An 18,196-nucleotide genomic window follows, 5' to 3' on the forward strand; every position below is an offset into this window, starting at 1 on the left:
ATACGTTTAAAGCGTCAGCTAGAAGAAAAAGATATGGTGGTAGAACTGTTAAAAAAAGTGAAGGAATTCGAAAGGAGGCGATTTTAGCCCGCGGGAAATTAGAGCCTAAGTATTTAACTATTCAATATTTTTATAAAGCCAAAGATTGGAGTATCAATTGGATGTGCGCTAAGTTAGAAGTTTCAAGATCAGGATATTATAAATGGTGCAATCGAGAAAAAACGGAAGAAGAATTAGAGAATGAACAAATTGCTCTATGGATTCAAGAATATCATGAAAAGTTCAAGCGTACGCTTGGTTATAGAAGAATGCGTAATTATATTAATCGAGACAAAAACAAAAATTACAGTAAGAAAAGAATCCAGCGTATTATGAAGTTTCTTGGAATAAAGGCTGAAATCCGAAAAAAAAGAAAACCATATCGTTCATCTACTGTACAAACAATTGCTGAAAATATACTACATAGAGAATTTGAAGCTACTAAACCAAATGAAAAATGGGGAACAGATGTAACAGAATTTAAAATACCAATGAGTACTAAGAAGTTATATCTAAGTGCTATTTTAGATTTTTATGATAAATCTGTAGTGTCATATGTTCTAAGTAATAGAAATGATAATAAATTAGTTTTGGATACATATAATCTTGCATTAAAAAATAATCCGAAGGCTACGCCGTTATTGCATAGTGATCGAGGATTTCAATATACAAGTAAGGAATATATAAATAAGCTTAAGAAAGACGGACTAACACAATCAATGTCACGTGTAGGGTGTTGTATTGATAATGGTCCTACCGAAGGTTTTTGGGGGATTATAAAATCAGAAATGTATTATATTAATGATTTTAAAAATGAAGATGAATTAAGAAAAGCTATAAAGGAATTTATAGACTATTATAATAACAATAGGTATCAAGAAAGGTTTAATAACTTAGCTCCTATGGAAGTTAGAACTGCTGCATTAGCGACAGAAACCCCTATTCAATATCCGATACCAGAAAATAAGAGAATACTTGCTTATAAAGCAGAATTAGAAGCAAAGAAAAAAAGAGCATCATGATAAATGCGACTAACAACGTAGTCGCATCATCATATATCTTTTATTTATTTTGATTGTCTACTTGACAGGAGTCAGATCACTTTTCTTTGTGTAACAGCTCCTATGCTTTATACTATCTAATTTTCTTTTCTTCTCTTAAATAAGGATTTCTATAAAATGAATATGCTAATTGTAAACACATGCAGCACCATACTACTGGTTCACAAATAATTACTCCAAAATACTTAAGACTCGGTATAAATATCATTACAAATACTATCTTACCAAAAAACTCAATGATACTTGATACTAATGGTAATAACTTTTCTCCTATTCCTTGTAGTGCATTTCTTAGGTTTAATAATATACCAAGCACTGCATAAAAAGGTGAATTCCATAACAAATACCTTACTCCATTATTTATTACTATATCCTCACTTGATCCTGATAATGCCTTCATAAGTACTGGTGCTGAAAATATTAAAAGAATAGTAACAATAACACCCCAAACTATTGCTATTATATTGGCATAACGAACACCTTCTCTTATTCTTTCCTTCTGATCAGCTCCCTTATTTTGCGATACAAATGTTGCAAGGCTCATTGATAAAGATGATACAGGTATCATTGCAAAACTATTAAGTTTACGTGCTGCTGTATGTCCTGCAATTATTAAATATCCTAAATTATTAATGGCAGTTTGTAATATAACTGTACCAGCTGAAACAATAAGTAACATAATTCCCATTGATAGACCTTGTCCTAACAATTCTTTATATAATTCCTTATCAAAAGTAAAATGTTCTTTTCTTGGTATAAGAATTGGACACTTTTTATAAATATATATTATGCAAAATATCGCTGAAATTCCCTGAGCAATAACTGTTGCAATAGCGGCTCCCTTAATTCCCATATTAAACTTCGTAATAAATAATATATCTAGTCCAATATTTAATACTGAAGATACTATAAGAAATACTAATGGCATAATACTATTGCCAATAGCTCTTAAAACTCCAGCACAAAGGTTATATAAAAACATTACACCAACAAATATGCATACGGTAAAAATATATGAATATGATTCCTTTATAATATTTGAAGGTGTATTTAATAATCTTAATAATGGTAATAAAAATAATTTAGATATAATCATTAATATAATAGTTATTCCTATGCCTATTACTAAAGAACCTGCTACTGATTTTTTCACTAAGTTCTCATCTTTTGCTCCATAACTTCTTGCAGTTACTATACTAAGCCCATTGCCTACCCCAAGAGCAAATCCTACTAATAACTCATATATAGCAGCACAAGCTCCTATTGCTGCCAAAGACATATCTCCTAAATAATTTCCAACTATCATTATGTCAACAGTATTATATAACTGCTGAAATAAATTTGATATAAAAAGGGGAATTGCAAATATAATTAAGGCACTTAAAATCTTTCCTTTTAATAAATCAACTTCTAAATTCTTCACTTTATATCACTTCCATTCCTTCCCTTGATGAAAAAATCCACATATTTTATTAGATAACTTTATTATCAATATCTGGCACCTTCATATATAAATCTACATTATTAACAAGTAAATTTCAATTACTTAACATAGCATATTATTTATAAATATATCAAATTTTTTTAAAATAATTTTCATTTTATTTATAAATATATTAAAATAATATAGTTATCACTAAAATAAATTTATGGAGTGAATAAACTTGAAAATTTCAAAAAAGATAAACTTACAAGTCACAGCAATAATTTTATCACTTATATCATTTTTTATAATTTTAAATGTCGTATTAGTAACATCTAGTTATAATAAGTTATCCCAATATATTGGAGATACTTATCATAACCAAAGTATCTCAACTATTGATGATATTATTTACATTTTAAAAGCTACTACTGAAAAAGTAAGTTCCGATGAAAAAATAATAGAAGTATTATATAACAACAGAAATAATACTATATCTACAAATGAAGATATAGATATTATGGAAAGTCAAATTAACTTATTTGAAAAAATACTAGAACCTTTTTCATTTATACAAACTATAAATATAATAAACCTACAAGGTAATTATTTATTTTCCAACGGTCATTTATATGAACAACTAAATAAAGATAATTATCCTTGGCTTTATGAAGATACCTATTCATACAATTTAGATAGACCATTTATTACAAATCTACACAAAGATATAAATACAAATAAATATATTATAAGCGTTGTAGAAAACATATATTCTGAAAACATGAAAGAACCTTTAGGTGCTGTTGTTTTAGATATATTTGTACAAGATTTATTAGAACATATAGATTCTAACTTTTACCTAGGTAAACTTAATTCATATGTAAGTTTAGATAATTCTAAATATTTGTCAAAAGACGCTATACTTAATTCAGATAATATCTATACTAATAATTCACTAATTTACCACGATAGTGTTTTAGACAATAAATTAAATATTATTTTTACTTTTAATAAAAACCTAACATTATATAAAAAACAAATTAACTTAATAAATAAAATTGTAGCAATAATATTAATTATAGTAGGTATATTAGCATCTCTTGTTGTAATAAAAATTTTATCTATAGTACTTACACCAGTTATGCACTCTCTAGATAAACTCAAACTACTTCTTAAAAATTTAGAAGAGAATACTGTTGATATAACTTTAGATTTAAATAGTGAATTTAAACAATTAGAATCTATATCTGAATCTTTAAGCAACTCTTTTGATAAAAAGATACAATTTTTAATTTATCATGATGAGCTTACATCTTTGCCAAATAGAAAAATGCTTTTAAATATAGGATCTTCTTTAATAAAAAATAACAAATCATTTGCACTGCTTTTTATTGATTTAAATAACTTTAAATATGTCAATGATTCACTTGGTCATAATGCTGGAGATCAATTACTAATTAACTTTAGTAATTCATTAAAAAATATTTTTAAAAACAAAGGAATTGTAACTAGATATTCTGGTGATGAATTTGTTGTAATATATGATAAGTATACCAATGATGAAGAATTACTTAACTTTTACAACACTATCGTTTTACCGCAATTTCTAAAACCAATCCCTTTTAATAATACTAATATAATTGTTGAATTTTCAGCTGGTGCATCTATATATCCTCGTGATGGTGACAGCTTTGATAAGTTAATCCAAAAAAGTGATTTTATGATGTATAGTAATAAGAAAAATACTGATAGTAATCATTTACTACTTTTCGATAACGATACTTACAATAAAATAAAAAGAATAGAAGATATAAAATTTCAATTAAGAAATGCTATAAATAGAAACGAATTTTCTATTTATTATCAACCGATTGTAAACAAATCAAAAAAAATCGAAAAGGTAGAAGCACTTATACGTTGGAACAATAAAGACCTAGGATTTATTCCACCTATGGATTTTATTAATTGTGCCGAAGAAATTGGAGAAATTATTCCTATAGGATACTGGATAATCGAAAAAGTATGTAAAGACTTTGATGATCTTTATAAAAACAACAGTTCACTGCAAATTAGTATAAATATTTCACCAACTCAATTAATTGATGTTAATTTTGTTACTAATGTAAAAAAGATAATAGATAAATATAATATTAATTTTAACAACTTATGTTTTGAAATAACTGAATCAATTATCTTAGATGAAAATGTAGCAGTATATGATAATATTCACCTATTGCATAAATACGGATCAAAAATTGCATTAGATGACTTTGGAACTGGATATGCATCTTTTAATTACTTAAGAAAATATAAATTAGATATATTAAAAATTGATAAAATTTTTATTGATAAGGAAGATAAACTATCTTTTAGCATCATTAAAAATATAAACAATATAGCTCACTTATTAAATATGAAAGTAGTTATTGAAGGTGTTGAAACCTCATCACAATTTAGTAGACTAAAAGATATTGATTGTGATTATTTCCAAGGCTACTACTTTTCTAAACCAGTTACCTTTGATGAACTACAAAAAATGCTATAATAAACTTTTAATAATAAAGGGTCTGTCGCGTTAACAAATGAAGATTTATTAGCGATGGGTCCTTTTATTTGTGCGACAACTCCTTTTACAATTTACAATTAGATATTTTTCAATTTCTTACCTTCTAAATTATTCATATATGATTAAACCAAAATATTTTTCAAACTAGAATTTATCGTCCTGACAGTATTTCTTTTATTTGATCAAGATTCTTGACAAAATAGATTCCTTCTTGTCTTTCTTTTGATGATAGTCCCATTTGAATCATATGTTCCAATAATATCTTTAAACCATCATAGTAATTATTTAGATTATATATAATACATGGTGAATCAAGATACTTTAGTGATACTTTAGAAATAATCTCTGATATTTCCTCTAATGTTCCTGTTCCACCAGGAAATGCTATAAATGCCTCACCAAGTTCAATCATCTTAGTTTTTCTTTCAACAATGTCTTTTGTGACAATGAGCTGTGTTAAAGACTCATGTTGAAATTCTGAATCTATAAAAAATTGTGGTTCTACCCCCGTTACTTCACCGCCAGAAGCAAGTACACTTTCTGCTATCTCTCCCATCAATCCTGTTTTTGAACCACCATATATAAGAGTATTTCCACTTTCACCAATCCATTTTCCAAGTTCTCTTATAGCTATTTTTAACGAAGGATCATTTCCTTCATTTGCTCCAAGATAAACTGTTATATTCATTATTAATTTCCTTTCATTATCGAATTTCACATTTCACAATTGTATTAATGCATATACTTAGTGCGTATGTAAAACTATTATACTTAAGTGTTGTTTTTCACAAATCATGAGAGTTCCTAATACAAGCTACATGAAGGTAAAACCTTCATTAGCCCCCTGTAATGGTTCTATCTCAAACACCAATACCTTAAAAACTAGCCTATACTATAGCACAAAATTAGGCACTTAAAATTTCAGAAATTTCCCAAAGGGAATTTCATCAACAACTGCGCACTGTGCACTGAAAACTGTGCACTGATCCATGCACTGTATCTATATTTCCCATCCCAATGCTTTTCTCTTTTCCTTCAAATCTGATATTATCAAATCTGCTAAGGCATCTGGATCTGTGTTTACCTTCATACTTGATCCCAATGTTTTCTTTGTTCCTTCAGTTATAAACTCTGTAACTTTATCTGATCCTTGTACTGGTGCATGTACACAATGATAAGAATTGATTCCAAATAATCTAAATCCAAGTGCCGCACCTATTCCTTTTTCATTAGACCATTCTGGACTTGATAAACCATATGGCATATCTTTTATATCATGTCCTGATTCTGCTGCTATCTTAGCAAAGAATTCTGATGATCTTGCATTATCAATACATTCACCAACATGCCATACTGGTGGTAAATTATCTTTTTCTAAAAATCCTCTTAGCTTTTCCCCTGTCTTTTTCAATGCAGATGTATTACAAAATCCTAATTTTAACAATGGGAATGAAGCACATCCATTAGTCAAAATCAAAACATTATTCTCTATTAACTTAGTTACTACATCTACTGTAGCTTTTTCATAAATTACCCTTGGATTATTACATCCAACAACATTGACAATTCCAAGTATATCACCATTGTTTAAAGCATCTGCAATAGGTTTTACACTTCCATAAAGACTTTCAATATATTCTACAGAAAATCCTACCTCTGCTTCTACTTCATATGGAGGTATAAATACTGGTATACCCTGTCTTTCTTTAAAACTTTCAATAGCTCTTGTAACTATCTTTCTTGCAATCTTCGTAGTTTCATTTAAATTACTATGTTCATGATCATAAGCATAATGTTCTGCTCCTGGAAGTCTTGCTGAATCACTAGTTGTTACCACTGTAGTTTTGAAACAATTTGCAACATCCATTATAGATGGAAATACATCTTGAACATCAGCAACCCAAAGATCTAAAGCCCCTGTACCTAAAACCATTTCTGCACCTACTGCATTAGATAATGGGATTACCCCATTATATCTATACATCGCTGAAAGACCTGAACAACATATTCCATAAAATTGAATTCCCTTTGCTCCATTTTCTTTTGCTAACTTAATAAACTCTTCACTTTGCCCTTGCTTCACTATTTCACTAACAAGCACTGGTGAATGTCCATGCACTGCAATATTTACATATCCCTTTTTGAGAGCCCCAACATTAACTCTTGATGTTGTTCTATTTCCTATTCCAAAAAGACTATCTGTCGCAATTGCTGAACCTACCACTCCAGAAAACACAAATGCAAGTCCACATCTTAAAAATTGTTGTAGCACATTATCAGCATCTCCATCAGTAGCAGCACCAGTTCTATGTAATGCTTCAAACACTTCATGATAAGCACTTATTGGAATAATACCTAAATCACTCCATACCTTTTGTCTTTCTGCTGGTGCACAAGCCTTTATTGTCTTATTTTCATCAGGAATTGTTCTTGATAAATCATCTAAAAGTATATCTGCTAATTTTGATGCTAATTCTTTTACTGTTTTTCCTTCTTCATATATTCCAAATTGTTTTGCTGTGTTAATTACTTTTTCTTCACCGATTATTGGCAAATCTAACTTTCCTTCTGCTGCAGATTTAAGTGCAAGGATTACTTCTCTTGCATGGGCTCCATGTGCAGCTACCCCACCAGCTAATGCACGAGTAAAGTTTCTTGCAACTATAAGATCAGCATCGGCCCCACAAACACCTCTAGGACTTTTCTTAGTTATCTTACAAGGTCCCATATAACATATCTTACAACAGGCACCAGCAATACCAAAACTACATTGTGGTTGTTGCTTATCAAATCTATCAAAAGCAGTATCACACCCTATTTGTTCCATATGCAAAAGCATTTCTCTTACTGCTGGATCTGGAGTTTTATCTAATACATCCTGCTTTGATGGAAACGTCTTTCTATATTCTGCTACTGCTTCTAAATAATCATTTACATTACTTCCTCCACCATGGCTATGATGATGACCATTATGGTGTCCCCCTAAAACTTCATGATGATATTTCGCCTTACTTCTTCTTAATTTAAACAAAATATTTGCCCCCTCTTTTTAATGTTTTATCTTTGAAATGATAATGGTAATTCTAAATTTGCTTTTTCTAAAATCTCCTTATCTCTAAGAAGCTCTTGTGACTTTCCTTCTGCAATAACTTTACCATCTTGTAATATTATTACCTTTTCACAACAATCCAAAATCATATCTAAATCATGTGTAGCTATAATAAAAGTTTTATTAATACTATTTATTATATTAATCACAGTTCTCCTAGACTTTGGGTCCAGTGATGACGTTGGCTCATCCATTAAAATTATTTTTGGCTTCATTACAAGAATACCAGCTATTGATGCAATCTTTTTTTGTCCTCCTGATAATTTGTATATTTCCTTATCTTTTAGCTTATCTATAGATAATTTATTTAAAATATCTGTAATATTTATATTAATATCTTCTTCTGAAACCTTATTACTTCTAAGTCCAAATGCTATATCTTCATATACAGTATTCATAAATAATTGATTATCTGATTCTTGAAATACAAAACCTAAACCTTTTCTTATTTCCTTTAAAGTTTTTTTATTTACTTCCATATTATCTACAACGATTTTTCCTTCATTGCAAAAATAGAGTCCCGCAATAAGTTGTAATATTGTCGATTTTCCTGCTCCATTAGCTCCTATTAAGCCAACTTTTTCACCATCCTTAACTTTAAAAGAAATATCTTTTATAGCCTTATATCCATCTGGATACTTATAAGTTACTTTTTCTATATCCAATATATATTTTTCCATAAAATTTCTCCCTAGAATAGAATAAAAATACCAATTATAACAAAACAATAGACTAAATCTATACTATTAACTTTATGAATTTCTCCACTGTAGTATTCCCCATGAAATCCTCTCATTATCATAGCCGAATATACTTGTTCAGATCTATCTATAGTCCTTAAAAGTAATCTTCCCATTATAATGCCCCAATCACTAATAGTCATAGATTTTTTGCCCATTGTTCTTAATTGATATGCAGATTTTATTCTATACCCTTCCTCCATTAGTACTAATATATATCTATAAATCATAAGTAGCGTAGAAATTAAAACTTTTGGAACTTTTAATTTTTTCATTGCTAAAGCTAAATCATTTATAGTTGTAGTTGCTAAAAGTTGTAATGTCCCTATTAACGAAAATGTACATTTAAATAGCAACAATAAAGAATATATGATTTCCTTATATGAAAAATCTATAATAAGATTTATAGTTATTACTCCTAATACAACAGGTAATACAAATATTAATTTTCGTAAAATTATATTTACTGGTATCTTAGCAAAAATAAATATAAATATAGAATATGCTAATATAACAATAATATCTTCAAATAAAAATTCCTTAATAGAAATTACTTTTATAACATAAGCTAATGTAACTATAATCTTTATCATAGGATTAATTTTGTGAATTATAGTATCTTCTTTTCCTAACTCATCAATTTTTCTTATATTATATATAGCTTTACTAAGATCTCCCATCTTATTTTATTCCTTTATGACTTTTCTCTTTTTTAATAATAATCCAATTACGGTAACAAATAATGTAGTTATTGCCACTCCAATAATACCTGCTACAGTAGTACCTCCTCTACTGGATACTTTACTATCTAAATTGTAATCTGGTAAAATAGCAGTTTTTTCTTGAATTGCCGCTACCTTATCTTGAATTTCATTATTTCGCACTATCTCTTCTTTCCCTGAAGTTTTTAATATAGACCACTCTAGACCATCAGGATTTGATGATGCAATAAGTGAAACGCCACCACCAACTATTAAAGCAACTGCTAAAAATATAATAGCTACTTTTTTTCTTCCTTGTGTGCTTACAATATTACTTGTATTTTTCTCTACTAACTCTGGTCTATGACTCCAAACAAAACTTACTACAAATGCAGTAATTATTCCTTCAACTATGGCTATAGCAAAATGAATTGGTTGCATAAACATTAAAAATGTTTTAAATGGCAACTCTGTTATTCCTGACAATAAAGTCTCAATTACTACACTAAATGCCCCTAGCTGTAAACTAATTATTACAGCTAAAATTGACGCAAAATATATTCTTTTTTTTGAATAACCTTTACTTAAAATTTTATTATATATCAGCTTATATCCAATAAAGCAACTAAAGAATCCCATATTAATAGCATTACACCCTAACGCTATTAATCCTCCATCTCCAAAAAACAATGCTTGTATCAATAAAATAGATAGTATCGTTAAAAATCCAGCCTCAGGACCTAAAAGTGCTGCAAGTAACAATCCTCCACCGATATGTCCACTAGAACCTGTCCCCGGTATAGTGAAATTAATCATCTGTGCTGCAAAAACAAAAGAACCTACAACGCCCATAAGCGGTATTTTCTTATCAAATTCTGATTCTCCCCTTACCTTTTTTGTAGAATATAAAGTAACTCCAACTGTTGATGCTATCATTGCAGCCCCTACTTCTGGTGTTATAAGCGCATCTGCCATATGCATACTTCTTCCCCCTTTTTATATATAATACTCTATGCTATCTCTAGAATTTTCCTCCAAAACATTTATAATAGTACTCTTTAATTGGTAGAATTCTTCACTTAATTTTTCTATTGGTTTCTTGTTATCTCTGCTAATTACCTTTCTAATCCTGCCTGGGTGCGGCGACATAATAACTATCTTACTTCCAAGATATACTGCCTCCTCTACATCATGAGTAACAAAAATAATTGTTATTCCCTCTTCTCTCCATATATTTCTTATCTCTTCTTGAAGATTGCTTCTTATAACAGGATCTAATGCACCAAAAGGTTCATCCATAAATAAAATCTTTGGTTTCACCGCAAGAGCTCTAGCAATAGCAACTCTTTGTTGCATTCCTCCTGATAATTGATTTGGATAATGATTTTTAAACTTTTCTAAACCAACTAATCTAATATATTTATCTACAACAGTTTTCTTCTCCACTTTAGACATCTTTAATGTTTCTAATCCAAACTCAATATTTCTCTCTACTGTTCTCCATGGTAATAATCCATAATTCTGAAATATTGTTACTCTTTCTATTGTGGGCTTATCTACTTCTACATCATTAATATATATTTTTCCTTCAGTAGGTTTATCAAAAGCAGCCATCATATTTAATAAGGTACTTTTCCCACAACCACTAGGTCCTAAAAGACATACAAAATCTCCTTCATCTATATCTATATTTATATTATCAATTACCTTAGTATTATTAAAAATTTTCGATACATCTTTTACTTTAATACTCATAAAAAAGCCCCCTTTTAAATTTAATACGCATTTCCCCATTTAGAACCTATTTTTTTCTCTACTACTTCTATAGCTTTATCTAAAATAAGTCCTATAACACCTATAAATACTATTCCAGCTAACAACATATCATATCTAAGATTATTTCTAGCATCAATTATTAAATATCCAAGTCCTGATTGAGCTCCTACCATTTCTCCTGCAACAAGAAAAATCCATGCACTTCCTAAAGCAATATGCATTGCATTTATTATTACAGGGAATATTGCTGGCAATACTACCTTTGTCATTAACCTAAAACCTTTAATCCCAAAATTGCTTGCTATTTTTAAGTATATTTTGTCCATCTTCTTAACTGCTGAAACTGTAGATAATAATACAGGGAAGAAAGCAGCTATGAATATTATTACTATTGCAGGTAAATTACCTATTCCAAAAATAATTACTATAAAAGGAAACCACGCTGTTGGTGATATAGGTCTTAAAAGTTGTACTATTGGATTTACAATATCCCATGCCTTTCCATACCATCCTAATAACAGTCCTAAAAATATAGCTACAACTACTGCTACAGAATATCCTAAGAAAAATCTATATAGACTTATTCCAATATAATTAAATAAAATTCCATCATCTATCATTTCCTTTATTGCTTTTGCTACATCTACTGGTGATGGTATGATAATTCTTCCATCCTTTCCTGTCATAGATGCTATACTCCATAATAAAACTAATATTCCAATAGATATAATAACGTTTATAAACTTTTTACTTTTTTTCATCTCCAACCTCCTATTGTTCTTATTCTAATAAAGAATTATCTACAAACTCATCATAAGTTGGTGTATTATCTAACAACTTCATTTCTTTTAAATACTGTGATATTCTATTATAATCTTCTTCCTCAATCTTTAACTTATCATAAGATATCCATCCTAAAGATTCGCTTAAGACAGTATCTTGGATACTAAGAAACTCTTTTGCACGAGTTCTTCTTTCTTTTTCATTACTCAAATCCTCTGTTGCTGCGCTATATTTTTCTACTATCTCTTTTGCTTTTTCATTTCTTTCTTTTATAAAATCTCCTCTAAAAACTAATGCGCAACAAATCGAATTAGGAATAATATCAGAAGATTGTTTTAATACCTTTCCATTACCATTTACAACAGCCTTTGCTCCAAATGGTTCTGCAACACAATATCCATCTATTCTTTTTTCTAATAACGCCACTGCCATCTCAGATGGTGGAAGCTCAACAATATTTATATCTTTCAAACTCATATTTTCTTTTTTTAACATCTCGTATAACAAAATATAGTGAGTAGATAACTTATTAGGAATTGCAAAAGTTTTTCCTTTTAACTCCTTCACATTTTTTATTTTTTCGTTTACTATCACTGCATTTCCATCACTATGTCCAAGGGCAACAGCTTTCAAATCTATTCCTTGCACTTTTGCCTTCATCGCTAACTCTATTAGTACTGAAGCACCATCTATTTTTCCAGAGTTTAATGCATCCATAAGTTCTGGCCATGATCCAAACTTAACAAGCTCTATATTTTCCTTTTCTACTTTCTTCTCTACATATAGTGGTAACGAATGTGTTATTGGTAGATACCCTATCTTTATAGAATTCTTTACTTGTTGCTCATTGCCTTTACAAGAACCTAATAGTGAAACCATCATTGATATAACTACCGCTAGTATTATCTTTTTATATTTCTTCATTTCACCACTCCTCATCACTTTAATTGATTAAAACACACTTTTCTTATAAAAATACTATGTTTAAAATTGTATCACCATATTTTACATTTATCAACCATTTTGTAATTATTTTATTTCAATAGAATTTATTTATATATTATTGAATAATATTCTAATTACTCACTAACTTAACTTTTTATAATATCTTTATGTCTAGATACTACAAAAAATAATTTAATTGACTAGTCAATCAAAAAGTAATAAAATAACATTTATGACATTGTTGACTAATCAATTGAGTTTAGGAGGTGTATATACATTAAATCCTTTATAATGTTTAATAATAAAATTTTTAGAAATACTCAAAGCTATTTAGATAAAGTATTAAAAAAATATAATTTAACTAGTGGTGCTTATCCTTATATATTTACATTAGAAAAAAATGAAGGCATCAGCCAAATAAAAATTAGTAATGAAATTGGTAATGATAAAGCAATGTCTACAAGAACCATTAATAAATTAATTGAAAATGACTTTATATATAGACAACAAGATGAGCAAGATAGCAGAGCATACAAATTATACTTAACTAAAAAAGCAAAAAAAATTATACCCGAATTACATAGGGAAATTGATTCAATAATTGGATTGATAACAGAAGATTTAAGTGAAAAAGAGTTAGATATTACTATGGCTTCTTTAGAAAAAATCTTTGAAAAAACACAAGTATTACGAAAAATGGAGGGAGTAAAGTGAAAGAATCAAAAGATGTTAAAAAGTGGACTATATTTATTATAGTAGTATTAGCTGTATTTATGTGCACCTTAGATGGTAGTATTGTAAATGTTGCTCTACCTAACATGGCAAAAGCTTTAGGAGTTACAACATCTAAAATTCAATTAGTAGTAACAAGTTACTTAATTGTTATTGTTGGAATTATTTTAATATTTGGACGTCTTGGTGATATGTTTGGTAAAACTAGAATGTTTAGAATTGGTATGTTATTTTTTACAATTGGATCATTATTATGTGGAATCTCACATTCATTCCCTGTATTGATTTTTTCAAGAATAATACAAGGAATTGGTGCTGCTGGAACCATGGCAAATAATCAAGGTATTATAACTGAAATATTCCCTGAAAATGAAAGAGGAAAAGCACTGGGGCTTTCTGGAACAGCAGTAGCATTAGGTTCTTTAGTTGGTCCTGGATTAGGAGGTATTATCGTAGGTGCTACTAGTTGGGAATACATCTTCTTAATAAATGTTCCTATTGGAATAATAGGACTAATTTTTGCATTTAAATTACTTCCAAAGTCCACACACAAAAATAATGAAAAAATTGATATTGTAGGTTCTATCCTATTTATATTTACAATGGTTCCTTTATTTATTTCATTAAACGAAGGTGTTAGTATTGGATTTACTTCACCATTAATCATTTGTGGATTTATTATCTCAATTATTGCATTTATTATATTCATTGTTGTTGAACGAAAATTAGAATCTCCATTAATGCAATTAGATATATTTAAAAATAAATTATTTTCGTTAAGTATTTTCTGCGGATTCATCAGTTTCGTAGCAATATTCTGTCATAATACTATATTGCCATTTTACCTTCAAGATGTAATGGATTATTCACCACAAAAAGCTGGTATGATTCTTATGGCATATCCCTTAATATTAACAGTTGTAGCACCAGTTAGTGGTAGCTTATCAGATAAAATTGGTTCTGAAATATTAACACTTATAGGATTAGTATCTACAAGTGTAGGATTATTTTTAATGGCTTCATTAAATGTAAATTCATCAGTAATAAATATGATTTTATTTATTATAATTATGTCTATTGGAATGGGAGCATTTCAATCTCCAAATAATTCTCTCGTAATGTCTACTGTTGAAAAAAATAAGTTAGGGGTTGCCGGGAGTATCAATGCCCTTATTAGAAATATAGGTATTATTAGCGGAACTGCATTATCTACAACTCTTTTATATACAAAAATGAGTACTAAAGTTGGTTATCATGTTACAACCTATATACCAGAAAGAAATGATGCATTCATATATGGAATGAGATGGGTGTATGTAGTTGCGGGACTAATCTGTTTAATCGGAGCCCTATTAACCTTTTTAAGAATGAAAAATGCAAGGCGTAAACTTTAAATAAACTGCCGCACAAATTAGTGTGGCAGTTTTTTCAGCAAAATAGAAGTGCAGGGCACAGTTGTCAGTTCACATTGTTATTGAAATTGCAAATTGATTGGAATTGTAAATACTCCTTCTATAACTTTTATTATTCCTCATCATTTATTGATTGAATCATAGCCTCAAACTTAGGACTATTTTCATATACATATTTAAAATCAATAATCTCTACATTAACATTCTTACTAATAAATATCTTAATTTGTTCTATAAATATATGCCATAATCCACTTATCTTATACTCCATGTTTTGCAAAATATTTAATCCACAACCAGCAAAAGAATATCCCATATCTTGTAAATCTAATATACTTGGATATAATCCTTCTTTTAAACAAGAATTAAATAACACTTCTAAGTCTTTCATCTTTATAAATCCCATAACTACTGCTGTTGAATCATAAGTAACGGAAGTTTTTTTATCTTCTTCATAAACTTTATTAGAATCTTGACTTGCTAAATCACCTTCGGTATTCTCATAAAGATTTTTATTGTTTTCTACTATACTATAATATCTATCTTTTGATATTATATCTTCACTAAACTCTCCTAAACTTTTTATAAGATTCATAAATTTTTCACTATTATCAAAGACATATTTAAAATCAATATTTTCAACTTTTCCAGTGCAAACTAATCTTTCACCTTCAGATATAAACTCGCTCCACAAATATTTTATGATATTATCTAATGCTGCAATTTCTTTAGGTTCTAAATACTCTATAATAGAACACACGTCTTTAAAGTTAGATGAATCTGGTATAGTTCCATCTTCTAAAGATGCATTAAATACTTTTTCTATATATTCTATACTTAAAAATCCTAATAACTTATCTGAATTGTCATCTACATTCAAAACAGTAGTATCTTCATCTTCTTCAACACACTTATAATTATTGAAAATGTATGTACTAAATTTACCTGTATCTTCATATTGTTTTAAATCTTTAGATATAGCTTCTAATCCTCTATATAAAATCTGATTTATTGCAAAGTTTTCTTCAACTATTAATCCTTCTTCACTTAAAATATAGCTTAATTTATTTTGAATATCACGTATTCTATCTTCAACTTTTTTATTTATTTTAAAAATCATAATTATATCACTCCCTACTATTTTTTATATTTGTATAATTCTTACTCTATAATTAAAATATTTTACTTTTAGTAGATAAGTAATATTTTATCATATTTTGTAATGTATTTATATGTATTATAATTGTTATTTTCACTTATATAATAAAAAAGAGGAAAACTTCATCCATATGGACTTCATTCTCCTCCCTCATATACTTACTTAAACACCTATAATTTAATATATTAATCCACTAATCTTTGGCATAATACATTTTTTCTTTTTCTTGTGAAAGTTTTTGCTGAAGTTAATCCTTCACCAGTAGGACCTGCTATTGTAAATGTTGTTATTCCATCGCTTCCAAATCCAACACCGGCATAAGAAGGTGCATTTTTAACAAATATAGTTGTTTCTATTTCATTTCCAAATCTATTTAGATTATCAATATTCTTTGAATGCATTATTGCTGTATGTCTATTTCCATGTTCCAATTCTTTTCCTAATTTAATTGCTTCATCTATATTTTTAACTCTGATTACTGGAAGTATTGGCATCATTAATTCCTTTACTGCAAATGGATGATTTGCTTCAACTTCTGTAAATACAACTTTTATATTAGGGTCTATTTTAACTCCAATTTGATTCATTATATAATCAGCATTTTTACCTACACATTTCTTATTAATATTGCCTTCCTTTGTTAGAACTAGATTTTGTAGCTTGTCTACTATTTCCTTATCTTTTAATTCCATAGCATTGTTTTCAGACATATACTCTTTTAATTTATCAGCTACTTCATCTACCACAATTACTTCTTTTTCTGATATACAAGGCATATTATTGTCAAATGCACATCCATTAATAATATCTGCTGCAGCCTTTTTTATATCTGCAGTTTCATCAACTAATACAGGTGGATTACCAGCTCCGGCACCTATTGCTTTCTTACCAGAAGATAGTGCTATCTTAACTATTTGTGGGCCACCGGTTGCGCAAATCATCTTAATCTTATCATGAGATAATAATAAGTTAGTTTTTTCAATAGATGGTTCTTTTACTGTAACAATCAAGTTACTCATTCCACTAACATCTTTAATGGCCTTGTTAATTAACTTAACTGCATAGACAGACACTTTCTTAGCTGCTGGATGTGGAGAAAATACTACTGTATTTCCTGCTGAAAGCATTGATATACCATTATTAAGTATAGTTGCAATTGGATTTGTTGAAGGTGTTATAGCCCCTATTACACCAAATGGCGCAAATTCATCTAATATGATTCCTTCATCGCCTTTAGTTACTTCTGTTTTTAAATCTTCAACACCAGGAGTTTTATCTAAAACTAATAATGTTTTTGATATCTTATCTTCTACTCTTCCCATGCCAGTCTCCTCAACTGCCATCTCACTTACTTCATTTACATACTTTCTAAAACCATTTCTAAATGAATCTACTATCTCTTTTCTCTTCTTATAGCTAAGCTTAGAATAGACTTTTTGTGCTTCATATACCGCATCAATAGCATCCTCCATCTTATCAAATACTCCAAGTTCTTCGTCCTTCTCAGTAAAAGATTCTTCTTTAACTAATTTCATCATCTATTCTCCTCCCCAATATATGACTTTTTATAACTTTATATTACGTTTTTGGGAATATATTTTACTCCTTATTATTAATTATAGTTTTATTTGTCAATACTTCAATACCTAAATAAATTTATTTATGTATTTTTATACATTCTTCTTTGATTTTGTCCTGTTTTGTATAATAAATATCTACATCTAATATATTCTACGCAGCTTACAAAGTT

General features: G+C 28.7%; 15 protein-coding genes. 4 read left to right on the forward strand and 11 right to left on the reverse strand.

The genetic code is table 11. The features are described 5' to 3' along the window. Positions 1-1,061 (forward strand): IS3 family transposase (locus KQI30_RS05440; protein WP_216462240.1); only part of this gene is annotated, 1,061 nt, incomplete at its 5' end. A 112-nt stretch (positions 1,062-1,173) separates the two neighbouring features. On the opposite strand, the gene KQI30_RS05445 is transcribed toward KQI30_RS05440, so the two are convergent. After that, positions 1,174-2,523, reverse strand: coding sequence for an MATE family efflux transporter (locus KQI30_RS05445; protein ID WP_216462241.1), 1,350 nt, complete (start codon positions 2,521-2,523; stop codon positions 1,174-1,176). 241 nt (positions 2,524-2,764) lie between these two features. Here KQI30_RS05445 and KQI30_RS05450 point away from each other — a divergent pair, with 241 nt between their 5' ends. Further along, complete coding sequence (locus KQI30_RS05450) at positions 2,765-5,068, forward strand: bifunctional diguanylate cyclase/phosphodiesterase (RefSeq protein ID WP_216462242.1); 2,304 nt, start codon at positions 2,765-2,767, stop codon at positions 5,066-5,068. A gap of 172 nt (positions 5,069-5,240) precedes the next feature. Here KQI30_RS05450 and KQI30_RS05455 read toward each other — a convergent pair whose 3' ends face one another. The 8 genes from KQI30_RS05455 to KQI30_RS05490 form a co-directional block, all read right to left on the reverse strand. Beyond that, positions 5,241-5,777: a TIGR00730 family Rossman fold protein gene (locus KQI30_RS05455; RefSeq protein WP_216462243.1), complete on the reverse strand. Its 537-nt coding sequence runs from the start codon at positions 5,775-5,777 to the stop codon at positions 5,241-5,243. Positions 5,778-6,089: 312 nt separating this feature from the next. Further along, positions 6,090-8,120, reverse strand: a complete 2,031-nt coding sequence (gene cooS / locus KQI30_RS05460) for an anaerobic carbon-monoxide dehydrogenase catalytic subunit (RefSeq protein WP_216462244.1) — start codon at positions 8,118-8,120, stop codon at positions 6,090-6,092. Between the two features lie 26 nt (positions 8,121-8,146). After that, positions 8,147-8,878, reverse strand: coding sequence for an energy-coupling factor ABC transporter ATP-binding protein (locus KQI30_RS05465; protein WP_216462245.1), 732 nt, complete (start codon positions 8,876-8,878; stop codon positions 8,147-8,149). A gap of 11 nt (positions 8,879-8,889) precedes the next feature. Then, entirely contained in the window at positions 8,890-9,618 is a 729-nt protein-coding gene (locus KQI30_RS05470; protein ID WP_216462246.1) for an energy-coupling factor transporter transmembrane component T family protein, read from the reverse strand. Positions 9,619-9,624: 6 nt separating this feature from the next. Continuing rightward, positions 9,625-10,620: an energy-coupling factor ABC transporter permease gene (locus KQI30_RS05475; protein ID WP_216462247.1), complete on the reverse strand. Its 996-nt coding sequence runs from the start codon at positions 10,618-10,620 to the stop codon at positions 9,625-9,627. A gap of 15 nt (positions 10,621-10,635) precedes the next feature. Next, the gene (locus tag KQI30_RS05480) at positions 10,636-11,394 is read right to left on the reverse strand and encodes an ABC transporter ATP-binding protein (protein WP_216462248.1); all 759 of its coding nucleotides are present in this window, start codon (positions 11,392-11,394) and stop codon (positions 10,636-10,638) included. A gap of 20 nt (positions 11,395-11,414) precedes the next feature. Beyond that, positions 11,415-12,176, reverse strand: coding sequence for an ABC transporter permease (locus KQI30_RS05485; protein WP_216462249.1), 762 nt, complete (start codon positions 12,174-12,176; stop codon positions 11,415-11,417). Positions 12,177-12,195: 19 nt separating this feature from the next. Then, on the reverse strand, positions 12,196-13,122 hold the full coding sequence (locus tag KQI30_RS05490; RefSeq protein WP_216462250.1) for an ABC transporter substrate-binding protein: 927 nt from the start codon (positions 13,120-13,122) through the stop codon (positions 12,196-12,198). 312 nt (positions 13,123-13,434) lie between these two features. Here KQI30_RS05490 and KQI30_RS05495 point away from each other — a divergent pair, with 312 nt between their 5' ends. Both KQI30_RS05495 and KQI30_RS05500 read left to right on the forward strand, forming a co-directional pair. Continuing rightward, a complete protein-coding gene (locus KQI30_RS05495) occupies positions 13,435-13,857 on the forward strand; it encodes a MarR family winged helix-turn-helix transcriptional regulator (protein ID WP_216462251.1) in 423 nt (140 codons plus the stop codon). Further along, positions 13,854-15,269: an MFS transporter gene (locus tag KQI30_RS05500; RefSeq protein ID WP_216462252.1), complete on the forward strand. Its 1,416-nt coding sequence runs from the start codon at positions 13,854-13,856 to the stop codon at positions 15,267-15,269. The genes KQI30_RS05495 and KQI30_RS05500 overlap by 4 nt, the downstream gene beginning before the upstream one ends. 130 nt (positions 15,270-15,399) lie before the next feature. Here KQI30_RS05500 and KQI30_RS05505 read toward each other — a convergent pair whose 3' ends face one another. Continuing rightward, the gene (locus tag KQI30_RS05505) at positions 15,400-16,407 is read right to left on the reverse strand and encodes a hypothetical protein (protein ID WP_216462253.1); all 1,008 of its coding nucleotides are present in this window, start codon (positions 16,405-16,407) and stop codon (positions 15,400-15,402) included. Between the two features lie 224 nt (positions 16,408-16,631). After that, complete coding sequence (locus KQI30_RS05510; protein WP_216462254.1) at positions 16,632-17,984, reverse strand: aldehyde dehydrogenase family protein; 1,353 nt, start codon at positions 17,982-17,984, stop codon at positions 16,632-16,634. Positions 17,985-18,196 lie beyond the last annotated feature (212 nt).

Source organism: Clostridium bornimense, assembly GCF_018917145.1.
Classification (GTDB): Bacteria; Bacillota; Clostridia; order Clostridiales; family Clostridiaceae; genus Clostridium_AN; species Clostridium_AN bornimense_A.